Genomic DNA, 18,268 nt, shown 5'->3' on the forward strand with positions numbered 1-18,268 from the left:
CTGGATTCACCGCGCCCAAGGCACGGGCCCCCTCCTGTTTCCCTCTGAAGCGGCCCGCTGAAACACGCCGAAATCAAGCCCGGATGAAGCCGCCTTCGGGAAGGCCTTCGCCGCGAGCCTGGCGAAGGCCTGTTCGAAGCTCGCATTCCCAGGAAACACGTCCACCGTGTTACGTCAGGGCAGGCTCGCGGTACCGGCCATTCCACCATCCCCTGGGGAGGAACACGTGACGCGCTGGACGGGCTTGCTGACGGTGCTGGCGCTGAGCGCGGGCTTCGTGAGCTGCGACGACGCCAAGCCGCCCGCGAAGCCGAAGCGAGCCCAGGTGAAGCGGACGGGCCCCGCGACGATGGAGATCATCCCCGCCGGGGGACAGCTCCCCTACTGCATGCTCTTCACGACGTCCGAGAAGGGCGTCATCCGGCAGCTCACGCCCACGCGGGAGAACCGCGCCATCCGCTGCGATGCGAACCAGCCCGTCGCAAACACCAGCTTCCGCGTGCCGGTGCAGGAAGGGAAGGTGCGCGTCTATGTCTTCTTCTCCGACGAATCCGTGCCGACGGGCTGGGTGGCACAGCAGCTCTATGAACTGCGCGACCGCGAGCGCATCACCGCCATGGACCTGCGGCTGCCGGGGCGCATCTCCATGGAGACGCTGGAGTTCACGCCGGAGAAGAGCGGGCCGGCGGCAGCGGTCAGCGTGACAACGTCCGATGGCGGCACCGCTCCAGACGCGGGCACCCGCGCACGGTCCGTGGACCGCGCGGCCCACTGACCGCCAGACGCGAAGAAGCCCGAGGGTGACGTCCACCCCCGGGCCTCCGTGCTGCTTTCAGGCTGTGATGCGGACTAGGGGGTGTCCCTAAACGAGAGAAGGTGAGCTGCGGCCGAGGGTAGCAGACGTGCCCTCGGCCGAGCATCAGCAGGTGGGGTTGCACTGAAGCGGGGCCATTGCCTACCCCAGGGGATGCACCGACATGAACTCACCGACCAGGAATGGAAGCGCATCCGCCCGCTTCTGCCTCCGCGGCGGGGCCGGCACTCGCTCAAAGGCGAGCGTCTGTTTGTCAGCGCCGTGTACTGGCTCGCCCGTACCGGCAGCCCCTGGCGAGACCTGCCCGGTCGATATGGCAAGTGGAAGTCCGTGTACAACCGCTTCAACAACTGGTCGAAGCGCGGCGTGTGGGAGCGGCTCTTCAAGGAAGTGCAGCTCGAGTCGAATCCTCCCGTGCCGGGGGACGAAGCGTCCATCCTTGATGGCACCACCATCCGGGCGCATCTGGACGCTGCGGGAGGAAAAGGGGGGTCCAACACAACGCTCTGGGACGCTCTCGAGGAGGTTTTTCGACCAAGGTCCATGCCCTCGTCGACAGCCGAGGACGGCCACGCCATATCGAGCTGACGCCCGGCCAGCGGCACGAGATGACCAAGGCCGACGACCTGATAATGCACGCGGTGGGCGCGGCCTGCATCGCCGACAGCGGGTACGATGCGGACTGGTTCCGCGCCCTGCTCAAGTTCTTCGGCATGAAGGCCGTCATCGCCTCCAAGCCGGAGCGCCCCAGAGCCCTTGCGAAGGACCGCAAGCTCTACGCCCTTCGTTATCTGGTCGAGCGGTTCTTCCATGGCCTCAAGCGCTTCCGCCGCCTCGCGACTCGATATGAGAAGACAGCCCGCAACTACCTTGCCCTCATCCACCTCGCCTGCACTCGGATGTGGCTCAATTAGGGACACCCCCTAGTTCAGCCAGCCACCGTTGTACGTCGAGGCCCGGTCATGCCGCGCCAGCCGCTCGCGCTCCAGCCGGGCCAGCCGCGCCCGCTCCTGCCGTTCACGCTCCATGCGCGCCAGCCGCGCCCGCTCCTGCCGTTCACGCTCCATGCGAGCCTGACGCTCCCGCTCCTGCCGCTCGCGCTCCAACCGGGCCTGACGCTCCCGCTCCTGCCGCTCGCGTTCCAGCCGGGCCTGACGCGCGCGCTCCTGCCGCATCCGCTCCTGCCGTTCGCGCTCCAGCCGCGCCTGCCGCTCACGCTCCTGACGCTCGCGCTCCATGCGGTGCTGGTCCTGGCGGCTCACGAGGGGGGTGGCGACGTGGTAGTCCGCCGCCATCACCGGGGAGCTCGCGACGAGCGCCACAGCCACCACCATCTTCTTGAGCATTGCCTTCATGACCTGCCTCCGTGAGCCGCGTTGTGCTGCGTTCTGAACCTTCTGACGGGGGAGGCCCGGCTGGATTCACGCGCTCCAAAGGCACGGGGCCCCTCCCGTTTCCCTCGGAAGAGGCCCCGCTGAAACACTCTGAAATCAAGCCGGAGTGAAGCCGCTGCTCAGTACGCCTCGCGCGCCATGGCCAGCAGGTCCGCCTGCGTGACGGTGCGCGGGTTGCCCTGGTGGGACGCGTCCTGGAAGGCCTTCTCCGCGATGTGCTCCAGGTCCTTCTCCTGCACGCCCGCCTCGCGCAGCCGCGTGGGAATCCCGACGGCCGCCGCCAGCTTGCGCACGCGGTCGATGGCGTTCGCGGCGAGCACCTCCTCGCGCGCGTTGGACGTGTCCCCCAGCGCGACGGCGATGCGGGCCAGCCGCGCCGTGCTCGACGCGCGGTTGAACTCCATCACCGCGGGCAACACGATGGCGTTCGCCAGGCCGTGCGGCACGTTGGAGATGGGCGTGAGCGCGTGCGCCAGCGCGTGGCTCGCGCCCAGGCCCTTCTGGAAGGCCATGGCGCCCTCCATCGCGGCCACCATCATGTCCGTGCGCGCCGCCAGGTCCTTGCCCTCCTTCACCGCCGTCACCAGCGAGCGCCCCACGCGCATCACGCCGTCGATGGCCACCGCGTCCGCGAGCGGATGGAAGCCGTTGGCGACGTACGCCTCGATGCAGTGGGTGAGCGCGTCCATGCCCGTGGCCGCCGTGACGGACGGGGGCAGGCCCAGCGTCAGCTCCGGATCGATGACCGCCGCCTTCGGCAGCAGGTACGGGCTGAAGATGACCGTCTTGCGGCCCGTGTCCGCCAGCGTCACCACGCCGGAGCGCCCCACTTCCGACCCCGTGCCCGCCGTCGTCGGAATGGCGATGAGCGGGGGCAGGTCGTCGCGCACGTACTGGTCGCCGCCCTTCGCGTCGTCGTAGCGGCTGAGCGGCGGCTCGTGCGTGGTGAGCAACTGCACCAGCTTGCCCGCGTCCAGCGCGCTGCCGCCGCCCAGGGCGACGATGCCGTCCGCCTTGTGCGCGCGGTACGCCTCCAGGCCCGCGAACACGTCGCGCTCCGTGGGGTTGGGCTCCACGCGGTCGAACACCGCGCAGTCCAGGCCCGCGCCCTTGAGCACGTCCGCGACGCGCGTGGCGAGGCCCGCCTTCACCACGCCCGCGTCCGTCACCAGCAGCGGGCGCTTCATGTTCAGCCGCGCCGCGTGCGCCGGCAGCCGCTGGAGCGAGCCCGCGCCGAACACGATGCGCGTGGGCCAGGACATCTCCGTGACGCGCGGCTCCGAGGGAATGTCGAAATGCTTCATGGAAGCGTGCTCCTCCGAATCAGATGAGTTCCAGGTAGCGCTCCAGCTCCCAGGAGGTGACCGCCCGCTCGTACTGGCGCACCTCCCACTCGCGGGTGCGCACGAAATGGTCGACGAAGCCCTCGCCCAGGATTTCGCGGGCGCGCTCGCTGTTCTTGAGCAGCGCCACCGCGTCCTTGAGGTTGCGGGGCAGCGGCTTCGTGTTCTTCGCCTCGTAGGCGTTGGACAGCACGGGCGCGGGCGGCTCGACTTCGTTCTCGATGCCCCACAGGCCCGCGGCCAGGCTCACCGCCATGCCGATGTACGCGTTCATGTCCGCGCCCAGCTGGCGGTACTCGATGCGCATGGACTTGCCGCTGTCACCGATGACGCGGATGGCGCAGGTGCGGTTCTCCAGGCCCCACGTCGCGGTGGTGGGCGCCCAGGTGTTCTCCACGCTGCGCTTGTAGCTGTTGATGGTGGGCCAGTAGAGCGCCGTCAGCTCCGGCATCAGCGCCACCTGCCCGCCGATGTAGTGCCGCATCAGCTTGCTCATCCCGTGCTTCTGGGACGGGTCGTGGAAGAGGTTCTCCTCGTCCTTCAGGTTCCACAGCGACTGGTGCACGTGGCCGGAGCAGCCGGGCAGCTTCGGATCCACCTTCGCCATGAAGCACGCGGACACGCCGTGCTTCGCGCAGATCTCCTTCACCACCGTCTTGAACAGCGCCGCGCGGTCCGCCGCCAGCTCCAGCGTGTCGTAGCGGATGGCGGCCTCGAAGACGCCGGGGCCCGTCTCCGTGTGGAAGCCCTCGATGTTGAGCCCGTACGCGTTGCACCCGTCGATGAGCGCGTGCACCAGCGGCGCGTTCATGGACGTGCGCAGCCACGAGTAGCCGAACATGCCCGGCGTCAGCGGCGTGAGGTTCTGGAAGCCCTTCTCATGCAGGCTCTGCGGGCCCTCCTTGAAGAGGAAGAACTCGTACTCCGCGCCGAACTTGGGCAGGAAGCCCAGCTTGCGCGCGCGCTGGCCCATCTTCTGGAGCAGCTGGCGGGGGCTCGCCTCGAAGGGCGTGCCGTCCGGGTTCACGAAGTCCAGCAGGAACGCCGCGGTGTCCGGCTCCCACGGGATGATGCGCGCGGTGGACAGGTCCACCTTCGCGGGCGTGTCCGGGTAGCCCGTGTGCCAGCCCGTCACCTTCGTGTTGTCCAGCAGCTCGTCGCCCAGGTCCCAGCCGAAGACGACGTCGCAGAAGCCCATGTTGCTCTTCGCGGCGCTGTAGAACTTCTCCAGCGACACGTACTTGCCGCGGAAGACGCCATCCACGTCGATGGCGCCCAGCTTCACCTTGCGGACGCCCTTCTCGTCCATCCACCGGCGCAGGGAGTCCATGTCCCCCTGCTGTCCGGGCACCGCGCGCGGCCCACCCTCGCTCCGCTCCTTCGCGCGAGCCCGGCGGGCCATCGCCGGATGGGTGAGCACCTTGGCCTTGGGACGCGACGCCATCGGGACCTTCCTTTTCTTCGTCATGCGGCGGTGGAGCAGTGGAAATGGAATGGAGCGCGCGGCGTCCGCGTCAGGGGGACGGCAGCTTCGTCCACACGGCCTTCGTCTGGAGGTAGCCGTCCAGCGCGTGGTGGCCCAGGTCCTTGCCCCAGCCGGACTCCTTGTAGCCACCGAAGGGCGCCGCGTCGTCGAACTCGTTGAAGCAGTTGATCCACACCACGCCGCTCTTCACCTGCTTCGCCAGCGCGTGGGCCTTCGCGACGTCGCCCGTCCAGATGGACGCGGCCAGGCCGTACTGCGTGCTGTTGGCCAGCGCGATGGCCTCCGCGTCGTCGCGGAAGCGCAGGCAGCTGAGCACCGGGCCGAAGATCTCCTCCTGGGCAATCTTCATGTCCGGCTTCACGTCGCCGAAGATGGTGGGCTTCACGAAGCAGCCCTTCGCCTTGAAGCCCTCCGTGTCGCGCCCACCGCCCGCGAGCAGCTTCGCGCCCTGCTGCTTGCCGCTCTCGATGTAGCCCAGCACCACGTCCATCTGCTTCTGGCTCACCAGCGCGCCCATCTCCGTGGTCGCGTCCAGCGGGTCGCCCACCTTCATCGTGCCGGCCTTCTGCGCCAGCTTCGCGACGAACGCCTCGTAGGCCTGCTCGTGCACCAGCACGCGGCTGCCCGCGTTGCACGTCTCACCCTTGTTGCCGAAGATGCCCCAGAAGCACGCCTCCACCGCGCGGTCGAAGTCCGCGTCCGGGAAGATGATCTGCGGGCTCTTGCCGCCCAGCTCCAGCGTCAGCTTCTTCAGGTTGCTCGCGGCGGAGGCCTGGAGCAGCCGGCGCGCGGTGCGGCCGGAGCCGGTGAAGGAGATCTTGTCCACGTCCGGGTGCCGGGCAATCGCCTCGCCCGCGGGGTCGCCCAGGCCCGTCACCACGTTGATGACGCCGGGCGGGAAGCCCGCCTCCAGCGCCAGCGCGCCCAGCTTCAGCGCGGTGAGCGGCGTGTACTCGGACGGCTTCACCACCACCGTGCAGCCGGAGGCCAGCGCGGGCCCCAGCTTCCAGCCCAGCATGCACGTGGGGTAGTTCCACGGCACGATGACGCCCACCACGCCCACCGGCTCCTTGAGCGCGTAGGTGTGGAAGGGGCCGTCCACGGGCAGCACCTCACCCATGATGGTGCTGGCCAGGTCCGCGAAGTTCGCGAGCGTCGCGGCGCCCGGTGCCACGTCGCCCCGGATGGCGTCCTTGAACGTCTTGCCGTTGTTCATCGACTCGACGAGCGCGAACTCCTCGCGGCGCTCGTAGAGCAGGTCCGCCAGCTTGCGGATGAGCTTGCCGCGCTCGCGGCCGGTCATCTTCCCCCATGGCCCGGACTCGAAGGCGCGGCGCGCGGCCTTCACCGCGCGGTCCACGTCCGCGGCGGTGCCCGCGGGCACGTCCGCGATCTTCTGGCCGGTGGCGGGGTTCGTCACCGCGAAGGTGCCCCCTTCAATGGGGTCCACCTGCTGCCCGTCGATGAGCAGCTTGAGCACAGGGAGCTTGGGAGTGAGCGAGCGAGCGTCGGTCATGGCGAAGCCTCGGGTGAGCACGGCGCACGAGCGACCTGGAAGTGGCGGGCACCGGACACGGACGGCTGGACACGGTAGGAATGAGGGCATGACGCGGCAAGCTGCCCCCATGAAGAACGTCCTCCTGCTGAAAGCCGGTGACGCGGCGACGTCCGTCCAGCTCTCCGTGGGCGACTACGAGCGGTGGTTTCTGCAAACCATTGGACTGTCCGGTCAGCGCTTCGACATCTTGCCGGTGCACAAGGGAGCGCCCCTGCCGAAGGACGCGAAGGGCTACGACGCGGTGATGATGACCGGCTCGCCCCTGTCCGTGACGCAGCGCGAGCCGTGGATGGAGCGCGCGGGCGCCTTCATGGCGGAGGCGGGCGAGCAGGGCATCCCCGTGCTCGGCGTGTGCTTTGGCCAACAGCTGCTCGCGGAGACCTACGGCGGCAAGGTGACGCGCAATCCCAACGGCCGCGAGACAGGCACCGTGGAGGTGACGCTCTCACCGCAAGGGCGCGCGGATCCGCTGTTCACCGGCCTGCCGGAGCGCTTCGCCGTGCAGGCGACGCATGAGGACATCGTCTCCCGGCTGCCGGAGGGCGCCACGGTGCTCGCGGGCAACGCCAACACCGCGAACCAGGCGCTCGCCTTCCGCCCCAACGTGCGCGGCGTGCAGTTCCACCCGGAGATGCCCACGGACGCCATGCGCGCGGTCATCCTCGCCCGCGAGGACAAGCTGGACGCGCTCGCGCGCGAGAAGGGCGTCCCCGAGGGCGAGTACGTCCCCCGCCTGCTGTCCGGCATCACCCCGACGCCGCTCGCGCACCGGGTGCTGATGAACTTCCTCGAACACTTCACCTGACCGGACGTGCGCTGATCCAGGCCGCGGGGTCCCGCGCTCCCTAGCTTGCTCCGTGTTCCAGGACGGGGGCTGGGGATGAATCCGTTCGTGATGCAGTACCGGAAGCTGAAGTGCCACCTGAAGTACCTGGCCAGCTACGTGGACCTGGATCCGCGCGGCAACCAGGTCGTGCGCCGCACGGACTTCAAGCACTGCCAGAAGCCGGTGCTCCTCCTGCACGGCTTCTTCAGCACGCGCCGCGTCCTGGAGGTGCTGGAGCACCGCCTGCGCCGCGAGGGCTACTGCGTCTGGTCCATCCACCTGGGCGGCACGATGGACCGCTTCAACACGCACCGCATCGACGAGCTGGCGCGGAAGGTCCAGGGCAAGGTGGACCGGCTCTACGAGCGCCATCCGGGCATGGGGCCGCTCACCATCATCGGCCACTCGAAGGGCGGCCTCATCGGCACGTACTACGTGAAGCGGCTGGGCGGGGACGCGCGCGTGAAGAGCCTCATCACGCTGGGCACGCCGCACCGGGGCACGCGCATGGCCTACCTGGGCTGCGCGACGCTGGGCTGGTTCAGCCGCAGCATGTGGCAGCTCACGCCGACGTCGCGCTTCATCAAGGACCTGAGCGCGGGCGCCTTCCCGCGCCACGTGCGGCTCACGTCCATCTACTCGCGTGACGACGTCATCGCGCGCCATCCCTCCTCCGTGCTGGACGTGGACGGCCAGCCCAACGTCTTCAACGTGGAGCTGTCCGGCGTGGTGCCCCACGGCGAGCTGCTCACGCGCCGCGCCGTGTGGGAGGTCATCCAGCGCGAGCTGGCCCTGGGATATGCTGACACCCCGGCGCCCGCGCCCGTCGCCAACGTGCCGGCGCTTCCGTCCCCTCCCCTTCCGGTGGCCCTGACCGCCGCCGCCAGCCCCTGACACATGCCCTCGCGCTGGGACCACCTCTTCGACCTCAAGCCCGTCACCCTCGTGGACCACCTGCTGGACGAGGTGGCACGGCTGCTCGCCAAGGACCTGGACGCCTGGCCTCCGCCCGTCCAGGACCTGGACCCGGCCACCCTGGGCGAGTTCGCCCCGCTGTTCCAGGAGGCCACCCGGCGCCCGGACCCGGCCGTCTACACGGAGGCCCTGCGCCTGGCGAAGTGGGACCTGGCCCGCGAGTTCGACGCCTTCGACGACTACGTCCGCAACAAGCGCTACCTGGAGCGCGGCCTGACCGCCGGGGACCGCGTCCCCCTGCTCTTCCTCACCCGCTGGCTCACCGAGCAGATGCTGGGCCTGGGCGAGGCCACCCAGGGCCGCATCAAGCGCCCCCTCATGCGCGACTGCCTGGAGCGGCTGGAGGCCCGGCTGGGCGACCGGACCGGGCTGCCCCAGGCCTGAAGCCCGCCCGCCCGCCCCCTCTCCCCGGAGGCTTTCCGGACCCTTTGGGGGACAGAGGAGCCCGGCCCTGGCGGAAGCTTTCCCGTGGGTGCTTGTCAGGAGGAGGCTGCTGCCCTAAGCCCGGGGGCATGTCGCAGCCCGTGGAAGCCACTGCCCCCGATGAACGCCGCAAGCGCCTGCTCCTCCTCGCGGGGTTGTGGGTGGCCCTCGCGGTGACGCTCTTCGCCCTTCGCTCGGTGGTGATGCCCTTCGCGGGCGCCGCGCTCATCGCGTACCTGGTGCAGCCGCTGGTGGCGCGCATCACGCGGCTGAAGGTGGCCGGCCGCTACGTGCCGCGCTGGGTGGCCATCCTCGCCATCTACGCGGGGTTCTTCTGCGCCGTATACCTCTTCTTCGTCGCGCTGGTGCCGCAGCTCTACCGCGAGGTGGCGCGCATCAGCCGTGAGATGGCGGGCTTCGCCAGCGCGCTCACGCCGGAGCACGTGCAGACGCTCGCGCAGCGCGCGGAAGCGTGGCTCAACGTGTACGGCATCCCCGTGGCCCTGTCGGACCGGGCCATGGAGGGCGCGGCGGGCGCCACCGGCGGCTTCAGCCTGGCGCTGGACCTGGAGCAGATGCTCACCGACGCGGTGGCGCGCGCGACGTCGCTCGCGAAGGAGAACCTGGCGGACATCGTCAACGTGTCGCGGCGCATCGTCACGGAGGTGCTGACCGGCGTCTTCATGCTGTTCTTCATCCTGATGGTCGCCGCGTTCTTCTCCATCGACGCGCAGGCCATCCGCCGCTACTTCGGCACGCTCATCCCCGCGGAGTTCCTGCCCGACGCGAAGACGCTGGTGGCGCGCATCGACAAGTCGCTGTCCGGCGTGGTGCGCGGCCAGGTCACCATCTGCCTGGTGAACGGCGGCCTCACGCTGCTGGGCCTGCTGCTGTTCGGCGTGAAGTTCGCCTTCCTGCTGGCCACCATCGCCACGCTCTTCAGCCTCATCCCCATCTTCGGCACCATCATCAGCTCGGTGCCCATCGTCCTCATCGCGCTGGCGGACGGCTTCCAGAAGGGCGTCGCGCTCCTCCTGTGGATCATCGGCATCCACGCGCTGGAGGCGTACTTCCTCAACCCCAAGATCATGGGCGAGGCCGCGCGCATCCACCCCGTGGTGGTGGCCTTCTCCCTCATCGCGGGCGAGAAGCTCTTCGGCCTCTGGGGCGCGCTGTTCGCGGTGCCCGTGGCCTCCATCGCGGTGGCCTGCTTCGACTATGCGCGCCTCAAGGCGCAGCCGCCCCCGCTGGTGGCCGCCCCCGCGCAGCAGGCGGTCGCCTCCACGGACGCGGCCCCCGCGGCCTGAGCCGCGAAGCGTCCACCGGTGGAAACCGGGGGCCGCCTCCCACTTTCCCCCCTGGCCATCCCGGGGGTGAGTGACTAATTCCACGCACTCCTCCGCATCTGAGGACGTGTGATGCCCCCCAGCCCCTCACCGGCCCCGGACTTCCGGAGCCTGTTCGAAGCCTCGCCCAACCCGTACCTGGTGCTGACGCCGGGGTTCGTCATCGTCGCGGTGACGGACTCGTACCTGCGCGCCACGCGGACGCGGCGCGAGGACATCCTGGGCCGCCACATCTTCGACGTCTTCCCGGACAACCCCCAGGAACTGGGAGCCAATGGGGTGACCAACCTGCGCGCGTCACTGGAGCGCGTGGTGAAGACGGGCGCCCCGGACGCGATGGCGGTCCAGAAGTACGACATCCCCCGGCCCCCGGAGGCCGGCGGCGGCTTCGAGCTGCGCTACTGGAGCCCGCTGAACACCCCGGTGTTCGGCGAGGACGGAGCGCTGCGCCACATCATCCACCGCGTGGAGGACGTCACCGACTTCATCCACCAGAAGCACCCGGACGACGAGCAGAGCCGCCAGCACGCCGCGCTCCGCGCCCGCGCGGACGAGATGGAGGGCGAAATCTTCCGGCGGGCCCAGCAGATTCAAGAGGCCAACCAGCAGCTGCGCGTCGCGAACGAGCAACTGGGGGAGCTGGACCGGCTCAAGTCGGAGTTCTTCGCCAACGTCAGCCACGAGTTCCGCACGCCGCTGACGCTGATGCTGGGCCCCACGGAGGACCTGCTCGCGGGCCGCGCGGGCCCGCTGTCGGACGAGGTCCGCAAGGAGATGGAGCGGGTGCACCGCAACGCCGGGCGCCTGCTCAAGCTGGTGAACGCGCTCCTGGACCTGTCGAAGCTGGAGGCGGGCCCCAAGGAGGAGCGCTTCGTGCCCGCGGACCTGGCCGCGCTGACGAAGGACGCGGCCGCCAGCTTCCGCTCCGCCATGGAGCGCGCGGGCCTGAAGCTCACGGTGGACTGTCCGCCCCTGTCCCAGCCCGTCTACGTGGCGCCGGACCTGTGGGAGCAGATCGTCCTCAACTTGGTCTCCAACGCGTTCAAGTTCACGCTCCAGGGCGGCGTCACGCTGCGCCTGCGCGAGCACGGGCAGCGGGTGACGCTGGAGGTGGAGGACACCGGCGCCGGCATCCCCGCGCACGAGCTGCCCCGCCTCTTCGAGCGCTTCCACCGCGTGCCGGGCTCGCCGTCGCGCACCGTGGAGGGCAGCGGCATCGGGCTCGCGCTGGTGCAGGAGTTCGCGCGGCTGCACGGCGGCGCCGTCTCCGCGCGCAGCACGGAGGGCGAGGGCAGCGTCTTCACCGTGGAGCTGCCCCTGGGCCACGCGCACCTGCCCCCGGAGCGCATCCGCACCACCGCCCGGCCGCGCTCCGCCGCGCGCGAGGCCACGTCGGCCTACGTCGAGGAAGCGCTGCTGTGGAGCACCAGCAAGCCCAAGGACCGCACGCAGTCCTCGCACCAGCACCCGCCGTCCGCGGACGGCCAGGCCACGAGCCCGGCGCAGCGCGCGCGCATCCTGCTGGTGGACGACAACCGGGACATGCGCGACTACATCCAGCGCGTGCTCTCCCCCGAGTACGAGGTGGAGGCGGTGACGGACGGCCAGAAGGGCCTGGAGTCCGCGCTGGCCCGGCCGCCGGACCTGGTGCTGTCGGACGTGATGATGCCGAAGCTGGACGGCATGGGCCTCCTGCGGGCCCTGCGCGCCGCGCCCACCACGCGCGAGCTGCCCATCCTGCTCCTGTCCGCGAAGGCCGGCGAGGAGGCCACGGTGCAGGGCCTGACCTCCGGCGCGGACGACTACCTGGTGAAGCCCTTCTCCGCCGGAGAGCTGCTGGCGCGCATCGCGTCCAACCTGAAGCTCGCGCGGATGCGCGGGGAGATGGCCAAGGAGCGCGCCCGCGCGGAAGGGCTGGCCGAAGCGCTGCGCGCCCGGGACGACTTCCTCTCCGTGGCGGCGCACGAGCTGCGCACGCCATTGGCGGCCTTCCAGCTGCACCTGGAGCTGGTGGAGCGCGGCCTGGGCCGGGACGCGCCGCCCAAGGCGCTGGAGCGCCTGAAGCAGGCCCGGTCCTTCATCCGCCGGCTGGCCATGCTCGTGGACGTGCTGATGGACGTGTCGCAGATCACCAGCGGCCGGCTGAAGCTCACCCGCACGGACGTGGACCTGGGCGACCTGCTGGTGGAGGTGACGCGCTTCGCGGAGGAGGAAGCGCGCCGCGACGGCACGCCGCTCACCGTGGAGGTGAAGGGCCCGGTGATGGGCACCTTCGACCCGTCACGCATCTCGCAGGTGGTGCACAACCTGGTCGCCAACGCGCTGAAGTTCGGCCGGGGCCGCCCGGTGGACGTGACGCTGCAGCCGGACGGCGAGGTGGTGCGCCTGTCCGTGGTGGACCACGGCATCGGCATCAAGCCGGAGGACCGCGAGCGCATCTTCGAGCGCTTCGAGCGCGCCGTGTCCACGCACCACTACGGCGGCCTGGGCCTGGGGCTCTGGGTGTCGCGCCAGGTGGTGGAGGCGCACCAGGGCCGCATCGACGTGGAGGACACGCCGGGCGGCGGCACCACCTTCCGCGTGACGCTGCCGTTGAGGGACCCGCCGGTGGACGCGACCGGCGGCCTTCCCAGCTGAGCTCCGGCCGCGGGAGACCGCGGCGACGCGGTCACCCGGGCGGCCGCGAGCTACTGGCAGGCGGCGGCGCAGCGCGCGTTGCGGCACGTCGGGATGCAGCGGCCGCAGTCCACGCTGTCGGGGGGACACGAGCCGTCGCACCGCACGCCGGAGCAGTTCGGCCCCACGTCGCGGTGGGTGATGGCGGTGCCCTCACCACAGCACGCGTTCGCGACGCAGTCCGAGTCGTCGTAGCAGACCTGGTCGGAGAGCACCGGCGGGGTGTCCTCTATCGGCAGGTCCTCCACCCCGATGTCGCAACCCGCCAGGAACCCCAGGGTGAGGCCCGCGACAGCGCGGGCGACGAGACGCGGGAAGCGGGCACGACGCATATGGGGCTCCTTGGGCCGGAGGGACTACCGGTTCATCGAGCCCAGGAACTCCGCGTTCGCCGCCGTCGGACGCATGTGCTTGAGCACGAACTCCATCGCGTCGATGGGGGTGAACGGGTGGAGCACCTGGCGCAACGCCGTAATGCGCACCAGGTCCGCCTGAGACAAGAGGAGTTCCTCCTTGCGGGTGCCGGATTTGTTGATGTCGAGCGTTGGGAAGATGCGCTTCTCCATCAACTTCCGATCCAGGACGATTTCGGAGTTACCCGTGCCCTTGAACTCCTCGAAAATCACCTCGTCCATGCGGCTGCCGGTGTCGATGAGCGCCGTGCCGATGATGGTGAGGCTGCCGCCCTCCTCGATGTTGCGGGCCGCGCCGAAGAAGCGCTTGGGCTTGTGGAGCGCGTTGGCGTCCACGCCGCCGGAGAGGATCTTTCCGGACGCCGGCACCACCGTGTTGTAGGCGCGCGCCAGACGGGTGATGGAGTCCAGCAGGATGCAGACGTCGTACTTCTGCTCGACCAGGCGCTTGGCCTTGTCGATGACCATCTCCGCCACCTGCACGTGGCGCGTGGCGGGCTCGTCGAAGGTGGAGGACACCACCTCGCCGCGCACGCTGCGCTCCATGTCCGTCACTTCCTCCGGGCGCTCGTCCACGAGCAGCACGATGAGGTAGACGTCCGGGTGGTTGCGGCTGATGGCGTGCGCGATGTTCTGCAGCAGCACCGTCTTGCCGGCCTTCGGAGGCGCCACGATGAGGCAGCGCTGGCCCAGGCCGATGGGGCAGAACATGTCGATGATGCGCGTGGTCATCTCCGACGACTCGTGCTCCAGCTTGAGCTTGCGCGTCGGATAGAGCGGCGTGAGGTTGTCGAACAGGATGCGCTCGCGCGCCGCGTCCGACATGGGGTCCGCGAAGTTGACCTTGTCCACCTTCTGCAGCGCGAAGAAGCGCTCGCCCTCGCGGGGCTGGCGGATGGGGCCCGTCACCGTGTCGCCGGGCCGCAGGTTGAAGCGGCGCACCTGCGACGGCGACACGTAGATGTCGTCCGGGGACGGCTGGTAGTCGCTGTCCGCGCTGCGCAGGAAGCCGAAGCCGTCGCTGAGCAGCTCCAGCACGCCCTCCGCGTGGACCTCGAAGCGCTTGTCCGCGATGCCGCCCAGCAGCGCGAAGATGAGGTCCTGCTTCTTCAGTCCCTGGTAGCCCTCGATGCCCGTGTCGTGGGCCATCTTCGCCAGGTCGACGATCTTCATCCGCTTCAGGTCATTGAGCTTGATGACCTGCATCGGGGCGCCGTCGCGCTCGACCTCCGTGATGGCGGGGGCCTCGGCGGACTCCTGCGGGGCCGCCGGAGCGGCTTCCTCGGCGGGCGCCTCCTCCGTGCCGCGCAGCTCCTGGAGCTCGTCGTCGCGCACCGGGCGGGAGATGGGGGTGAGCACCGGGCGGGGCGCTTCCGCGGCGACCTCGGGGGCCTCGGCCTCCTCGGCGGGAGCCTCTTCCCTACGGGCGGGCGCACGGCGGGACCGGGGCGCGGGCTTCTCCGCCTCCTTCGCCGCGGCACGCTTGCGCCGGGGCTTCTCCTCCGCGGTGAACTCGGGCTCGACTACCTTTTCTCGGGGGGAACGGGCTTTGGCCATGACGGTCTGCAGACGGAAGAAGGGGGGAATCGCCCGAAGGCTCGGGCAGGCTGTACGCGGGACGGCGGTCCGTCCGCGCGGCGCTCGGAAGCACCTTCCAGGGGGCAGCACCACCCAAGTCCTGGGAACGGACCGGAGGGCGCGTGGGCCTGTGGTTGGGAAGAGACGGCGCCGGGGGAACCCCTGCGCCTGGAATCGCGCTGGAAACTATTGACCGCCTCCAGAGCTGTCAAGGCATCCGTGCCTGGCTCTGTCCCGTTTTTCAGGGGGTTGCACTGGAGGGCGGTGTCCCACCAACAGGGAATCCGCTATGTATCTGAAATCCGGGCCTAATGGGGCGACGGAAGCGCTCCTTGTCGTGCAACACGTGTCCCCGGGTTCCCCTTCCCGAGTGGCCAGGCAGGCCTGTCAGGTGGGGCCGGTAGAGTGGCCTTCCTCCAACGCGGGGCGTGCGCAACTGGCCGCGCCCTTGAATTGGGGTAAGGACACACCCCGTGGACACCTTCCCGAAAGCCGAAGCCCGCGCCCGAGCGCTCCGTCAGGAGCTGGCCCACCACAACCACCGCTACTACGTGCTGGACGCGCCGGAGATCAGCGACGCGCAGTACGACACGCTGATGCGCGAGCTCCAGGGGCTGGAGGAGCAGTACCCCCAGCTCGTCACGCCGGACTCGCCCACCCAGCGCGTGGGCGGCGCGGCGGTGGAGGACTTCGGGCAGGTGGTGCACACCACGCAGATGCTGTCCCTGGCGAACATCTTCGATGACGCCGGGCTCGTGGAGTTCGACGAGCGCATCCGCAAGCTGACGGGCCTCGCGCGGGTGGACTACGTGTGCGAGCCCAAGCTGGACGGCCTGGCCATCTCGCTGAGGTTCGAGGGCGGCCGCTTCATCCAGGGCGCCACGCGCGGCGACGGCACCACCGGAGAGGACGTCACGGCCAACCTGCGCACCATCAAGAGCCTGCCCCTGGAGCTGTTCCCCCAGGACGGCGTGAAGGTGCCCAGGCGGCTGGAGGTGCGCGGCGAGGTCTTCATCCGCAAGGAGGACTTCCGCAAGCTCAACGAGAAGCGCGAGGAGGAGGGCGAGTCGCTCTTCGCCAACCCGCGCAACGCCGCCGCGGGCAGCCTGCGCCAGCTGGACCCGAAGGAGACCGCGGCCCGGCCCCTGTCCGTCTACCTCTATGAGTGCGTGCCCGGCGACGGCGTGCCCGCCTTCAAGAGTCACATCGAGAAGCTGGAGTACCTCAAGACGCTGGGCCTGCCCATCAACCGCTACCAGCGCGCGGAAGGGGCCGACGGGGTGCGCCAGCGCTACGACGAGTCCCTGAAGGGCCGCCACGCCCTGCCCTTCGAAGTGGACGGCATGGTGGTGAAGGTGGACGACGAGGACCTGCGCCGCCGCCTGGGGCAGGTGTCCAAGAGCCCGCGCTGGGCCGTGGCCTACAAGTTCCCGCCGGAGGAGGAGTCCACCACGGTGGAGGACATCGGCATCCAGGTGGGCCGCACGGGCGCGCTCACGCCGGTGGCGCACCTGAAGCCGGTGAAGGTGGGCGGCGTGACGGTGTCGCGCGCCACGCTGCACAACGAGGACGAGCTGCGCCGCAAGGACGTGCGCCGGGGCGACACCGTCTTCGTGCGCCGCGCGGGCGACGTGATTCCGGAGATCGTCTCCGTGGTGCCGTCCAAGCGCCCGCAGGACTCCCAGCCCTTCACCTTCCCCACCCACTGCCCGGTGTGCGGCGCGGTGGCGGCCAAGGACGAGGACGGCGCCATCATCCGCTGCACGGGCGCGTCCTGCCCCGCGCAGCTGGTGGAGAAGGTGCGCCACTTCGCCAGCCGCCTCGCCCTGGACATTGAAGGCCTGGGCGACAAGCTGGCCACGCAGCTGGTGACGTCCGGGCAGGTGAAGACGTTCGCGGACGTGTACGCGCTCACCCGGGACTCGCTGCTCAAGCTGGAGCGCATGGGGGAGAAGAGCGCGGACAACCTGCTGGCCTCCATCGAGGGCAGCAAGAACACCACCCAGCGCCGCTTCCTGTATTCGCTGGGCATCCGCCACGTGGGCGACTCCACGGCGCGCGCGCTGGCGGAGGCCTTCCCGGACGTGAAGTCGCTCTTCACGGCCAGCCTGGAGGACATCAGCCGGGTGAAGGACGTGGGCCCGGTGATGGCGCAGGTCATCCACACCTTCTTCCAGGAGCCCCAGAACCAGGCCGCCATCCAGGCCCTGCTGGACGCGGGGGTGCACCCGGCGCCCCCGGCGGTCGCCACGGGCGGCCCCTTCGTGGGCAAGACGGTGGTGCTCACCGGCACCATGGCGGGGCTGGCGCGCGAGCAGGCCAAGGAGGAAATCGAACGGCGCGGGGGTAAGGTCTCTGGAAGTGTCTCGCGCAAGACCGATTTCGTCGTCGCCGGCGAGGACGCGGGCACCAAGCTGAAGAAGGCGCAGGAACTCGGGGTAAGAATCCTGGATGAGCAGGCGTTCCTGAAGCTGCTAGAAGGGGACGCCAGAGCATGAGGCCAGAGGCATGAGCACGCAGCGCCGGGCGACCCTGCGCATCCAGGGCACGGTCCAGGGCGTCTCCTACCGGGAGAGCGCCCGCCAGGAGGCGCTGCGGCTGGGCCTGTCCGGCTGGGTGCGCAACCGGAGCGACGGCTCCGTGGAGGCCACGGTGGAAGGCGAACCGGGCGCGCTGGAAGACTTCATCCGCTGGTGTCACACGGGGCCCCGCATGGCGCGCGTCACGGACGTGGCGCGCACCGACGGCGGGGCCACTGGCGAGTTCCGCACCTTCACCGTGGAGCGCACATCATGACGCCCTACGCCCTGGCTTCCCTGCCGGCCATGCTGGGCATCCGGTCCGGCACCAAGGTCTCCGTCATCAACCCCCCGCGGGGCTTCGTGCAGAAGCTCAACCCGCTGCCGGACGGGGTGGAGTTCCTCGTCACCGCCCAGACGGGGCTGGACGTCATCCTCTTCTTCACCTCCGACGCCACGGAGCTGGTGCAGCGGCTGCCCGCGCTGTCGCGCGCCACCACCCTCAACGGCGGCATCTGGGTCTGCTGGCCCGCCGGCGAGGGCGTGAAGACGCGCCTGTCCGAGGACTTCGTGCGCCAGGCGGCGCTCGACATCGGGCTGGTGGACAACAAGATCTGCATCATCGACGAGACCTGGACCGGCCTGCGGCTGGTGCGCCGTCCGCGCGGCAAGCTGGACAAGCCGGAGGGGCGCAAGCAGGCCCCCGCCCAGGCCTGAACGTCCGTTTCCGAGCGCCCATCCGCCCCGTGGGCGGGCCCGCCCCCCATCTGCCCGACAGTGGATGAACGGGTGCATCGGGCCTTTACACACCTGGAGGGGCGTGGAAAACTCTCCGTGTTTCTGGGCGGTTGTGTGACGCCCCGCGTTGGCGGGACATCAGGCCCAGGCTGGAATTTCGACGGGTTGCGCTTCCGGTT

Annotated in this window: 15 protein-coding genes and 1 pseudogene; 10 read left to right on the forward strand and 6 right to left on the reverse strand. The window is 69.9% G+C overall.

The window, feature by feature from the left end:
* Nucleotides 1–226 precede the first annotated feature (226 nt).
* Both NR792_RS17260 and NR792_RS17265 read left to right on the forward strand, forming a co-directional pair.
* Nucleotides 227–775 (forward strand): hypothetical protein, encoded by a 549-nt coding sequence (locus NR792_RS17260; protein ID WP_375761121.1) that lies wholly within the window; start codon nt 227–229, stop codon nt 773–775.
* A 219-nt stretch (nt 776–994) separates the two neighbouring features.
* Nucleotides 995–1,728, forward strand: a pseudogene (locus tag NR792_RS17265) (IS5 family transposase); the annotation flags it as partial.
* Nucleotides 1,729–1,737: 9 nt separating this feature from the next.
* On the opposite strand, the gene NR792_RS17270 reads toward NR792_RS17265, so the two are convergent.
* The 4 genes from NR792_RS17270 to NR792_RS17285 form a co-directional block, all read right to left on the reverse strand.
* Entirely contained in the window at nt 1,738–2,169 is a 432-nt protein-coding gene (locus tag NR792_RS17270; RefSeq protein WP_375761122.1) for an ATP-dependent DNA helicase, read from the reverse strand.
* A 158-nt stretch (nt 2,170–2,327) separates the two neighbouring features.
* Nucleotides 2,328–3,512: an iron-containing alcohol dehydrogenase gene (locus tag NR792_RS17275; protein ID WP_375761123.1), complete on the reverse strand. Its 1,185-nt coding sequence runs from the start codon at nt 3,510–3,512 to the stop codon at nt 2,328–2,330.
* A gap of 19 nt (nt 3,513–3,531) precedes the next feature.
* Nucleotides 3,532–4,995, reverse strand: a complete 1,464-nt coding sequence (locus tag NR792_RS17280; protein WP_375761124.1) for a glutamine synthetase family protein — start codon at nt 4,993–4,995, stop codon at nt 3,532–3,534.
* Nucleotides 4,996–5,065: 70 nt separating this feature from the next.
* The gene (locus tag NR792_RS17285) at nt 5,066–6,553 is read right to left on the reverse strand and encodes an aldehyde dehydrogenase family protein (protein WP_375761125.1); all 1,488 of its coding nucleotides are present in this window, start codon (nt 6,551–6,553) and stop codon (nt 5,066–5,068) included.
* Nucleotides 6,554–6,662: 109 nt separating this feature from the next.
* Between NR792_RS17285 and NR792_RS17290 the strand changes: the two genes are divergently transcribed.
* The 5 genes from NR792_RS17290 (at nt 6,663) to NR792_RS17310 (ending at nt 12,802) form a co-directional block, all read left to right on the forward strand.
* Nucleotides 6,663–7,400 (forward strand): glutamine amidotransferase, encoded by a 738-nt coding sequence (locus NR792_RS17290; RefSeq protein WP_375761126.1) that lies wholly within the window; start codon nt 6,663–6,665, stop codon nt 7,398–7,400.
* Nucleotides 7,401–7,475: 75 nt separating this feature from the next.
* The gene (locus NR792_RS17295) at nt 7,476–8,315 is read left to right on the forward strand and encodes an esterase/lipase family protein (protein WP_375761127.1); all 840 of its coding nucleotides are present in this window, start codon (nt 7,476–7,478) and stop codon (nt 8,313–8,315) included.
* 3 nt (nt 8,316–8,318) lie between these two features.
* A complete protein-coding gene (locus tag NR792_RS17300; RefSeq protein ID WP_375761128.1) occupies nt 8,319–8,780 on the forward strand; it encodes a hypothetical protein in 462 nt (153 codons plus the stop codon).
* A gap of 128 nt (nt 8,781–8,908) precedes the next feature.
* On the forward strand, nt 8,909–10,126 hold the full coding sequence (locus NR792_RS17305) for an AI-2E family transporter (protein ID WP_375761129.1): 1,218 nt from the start codon (nt 8,909–8,911) through the stop codon (nt 10,124–10,126).
* Nucleotides 10,127–10,237: 111 nt separating this feature from the next.
* The gene (locus NR792_RS17310; protein ID WP_375761130.1) at nt 10,238–12,802 is read left to right on the forward strand and encodes an ATP-binding protein; all 2,565 of its coding nucleotides are present in this window, start codon (nt 10,238–10,240) and stop codon (nt 12,800–12,802) included.
* Between the two features lie 50 nt (nt 12,803–12,852).
* Here the strand turns inward: NR792_RS17310 and NR792_RS17315 are convergent, their stop codons facing one another.
* Together NR792_RS17315 and rho are read right to left on the reverse strand one after the other, a co-directional pair.
* Complete coding sequence (locus tag NR792_RS17315; protein WP_375761131.1) at nt 12,853–13,173, reverse strand: hypothetical protein; 321 nt, start codon at nt 13,171–13,173, stop codon at nt 12,853–12,855.
* A gap of 24 nt (nt 13,174–13,197) precedes the next feature.
* Nucleotides 13,198–14,811 (reverse strand): transcription termination factor Rho, encoded by a 1,614-nt coding sequence (gene rho / locus NR792_RS17320; protein ID WP_375761132.1) that lies wholly within the window; start codon nt 14,809–14,811, stop codon nt 13,198–13,200.
* Nucleotides 14,812–15,305: 494 nt separating this feature from the next.
* Between rho and ligA the strand changes: the two genes are divergently transcribed.
* Genes ligA through NR792_RS17335 form a run of 3 tightly spaced genes read left to right on the forward strand, consistent with a single transcriptional unit; the run spans nt 15,306 to nt 18,068 of the window.
* The gene (ligA, locus tag NR792_RS17325) at nt 15,306–17,330 is read left to right on the forward strand and encodes an NAD-dependent DNA ligase LigA (protein ID WP_375761133.1); all 2,025 of its coding nucleotides are present in this window, start codon (nt 15,306–15,308) and stop codon (nt 17,328–17,330) included.
* A 10-nt stretch (nt 17,331–17,340) separates the two neighbouring features.
* Nucleotides 17,341–17,628 carry an acylphosphatase gene (locus NR792_RS17330; RefSeq protein ID WP_375761134.1) on the forward strand — a complete coding sequence of 96 codons (288 nt, stop codon included), beginning with the start codon at nt 17,341–17,343 and terminating at the stop codon, nt 17,626–17,628.
* Nucleotides 17,625–18,068, forward strand: coding sequence for a DUF3052 family protein (locus NR792_RS17335; protein WP_014398919.1), 444 nt, complete (start codon nt 17,625–17,627; stop codon nt 18,066–18,068). The genes NR792_RS17330 and NR792_RS17335 overlap by 4 nt, the downstream gene beginning before the upstream one ends.
* The last annotated feature ends 200 nt before the right edge of the window (nt 18,069–18,268 follow it).

The sequence above is a fragment of the Corallococcus exercitus genome, from assembly GCF_042231735.1.
GTDB classification, from domain to species: domain Bacteria; phylum Myxococcota; class Myxococcia; order Myxococcales; family Myxococcaceae; genus Corallococcus; species Corallococcus exercitus_B.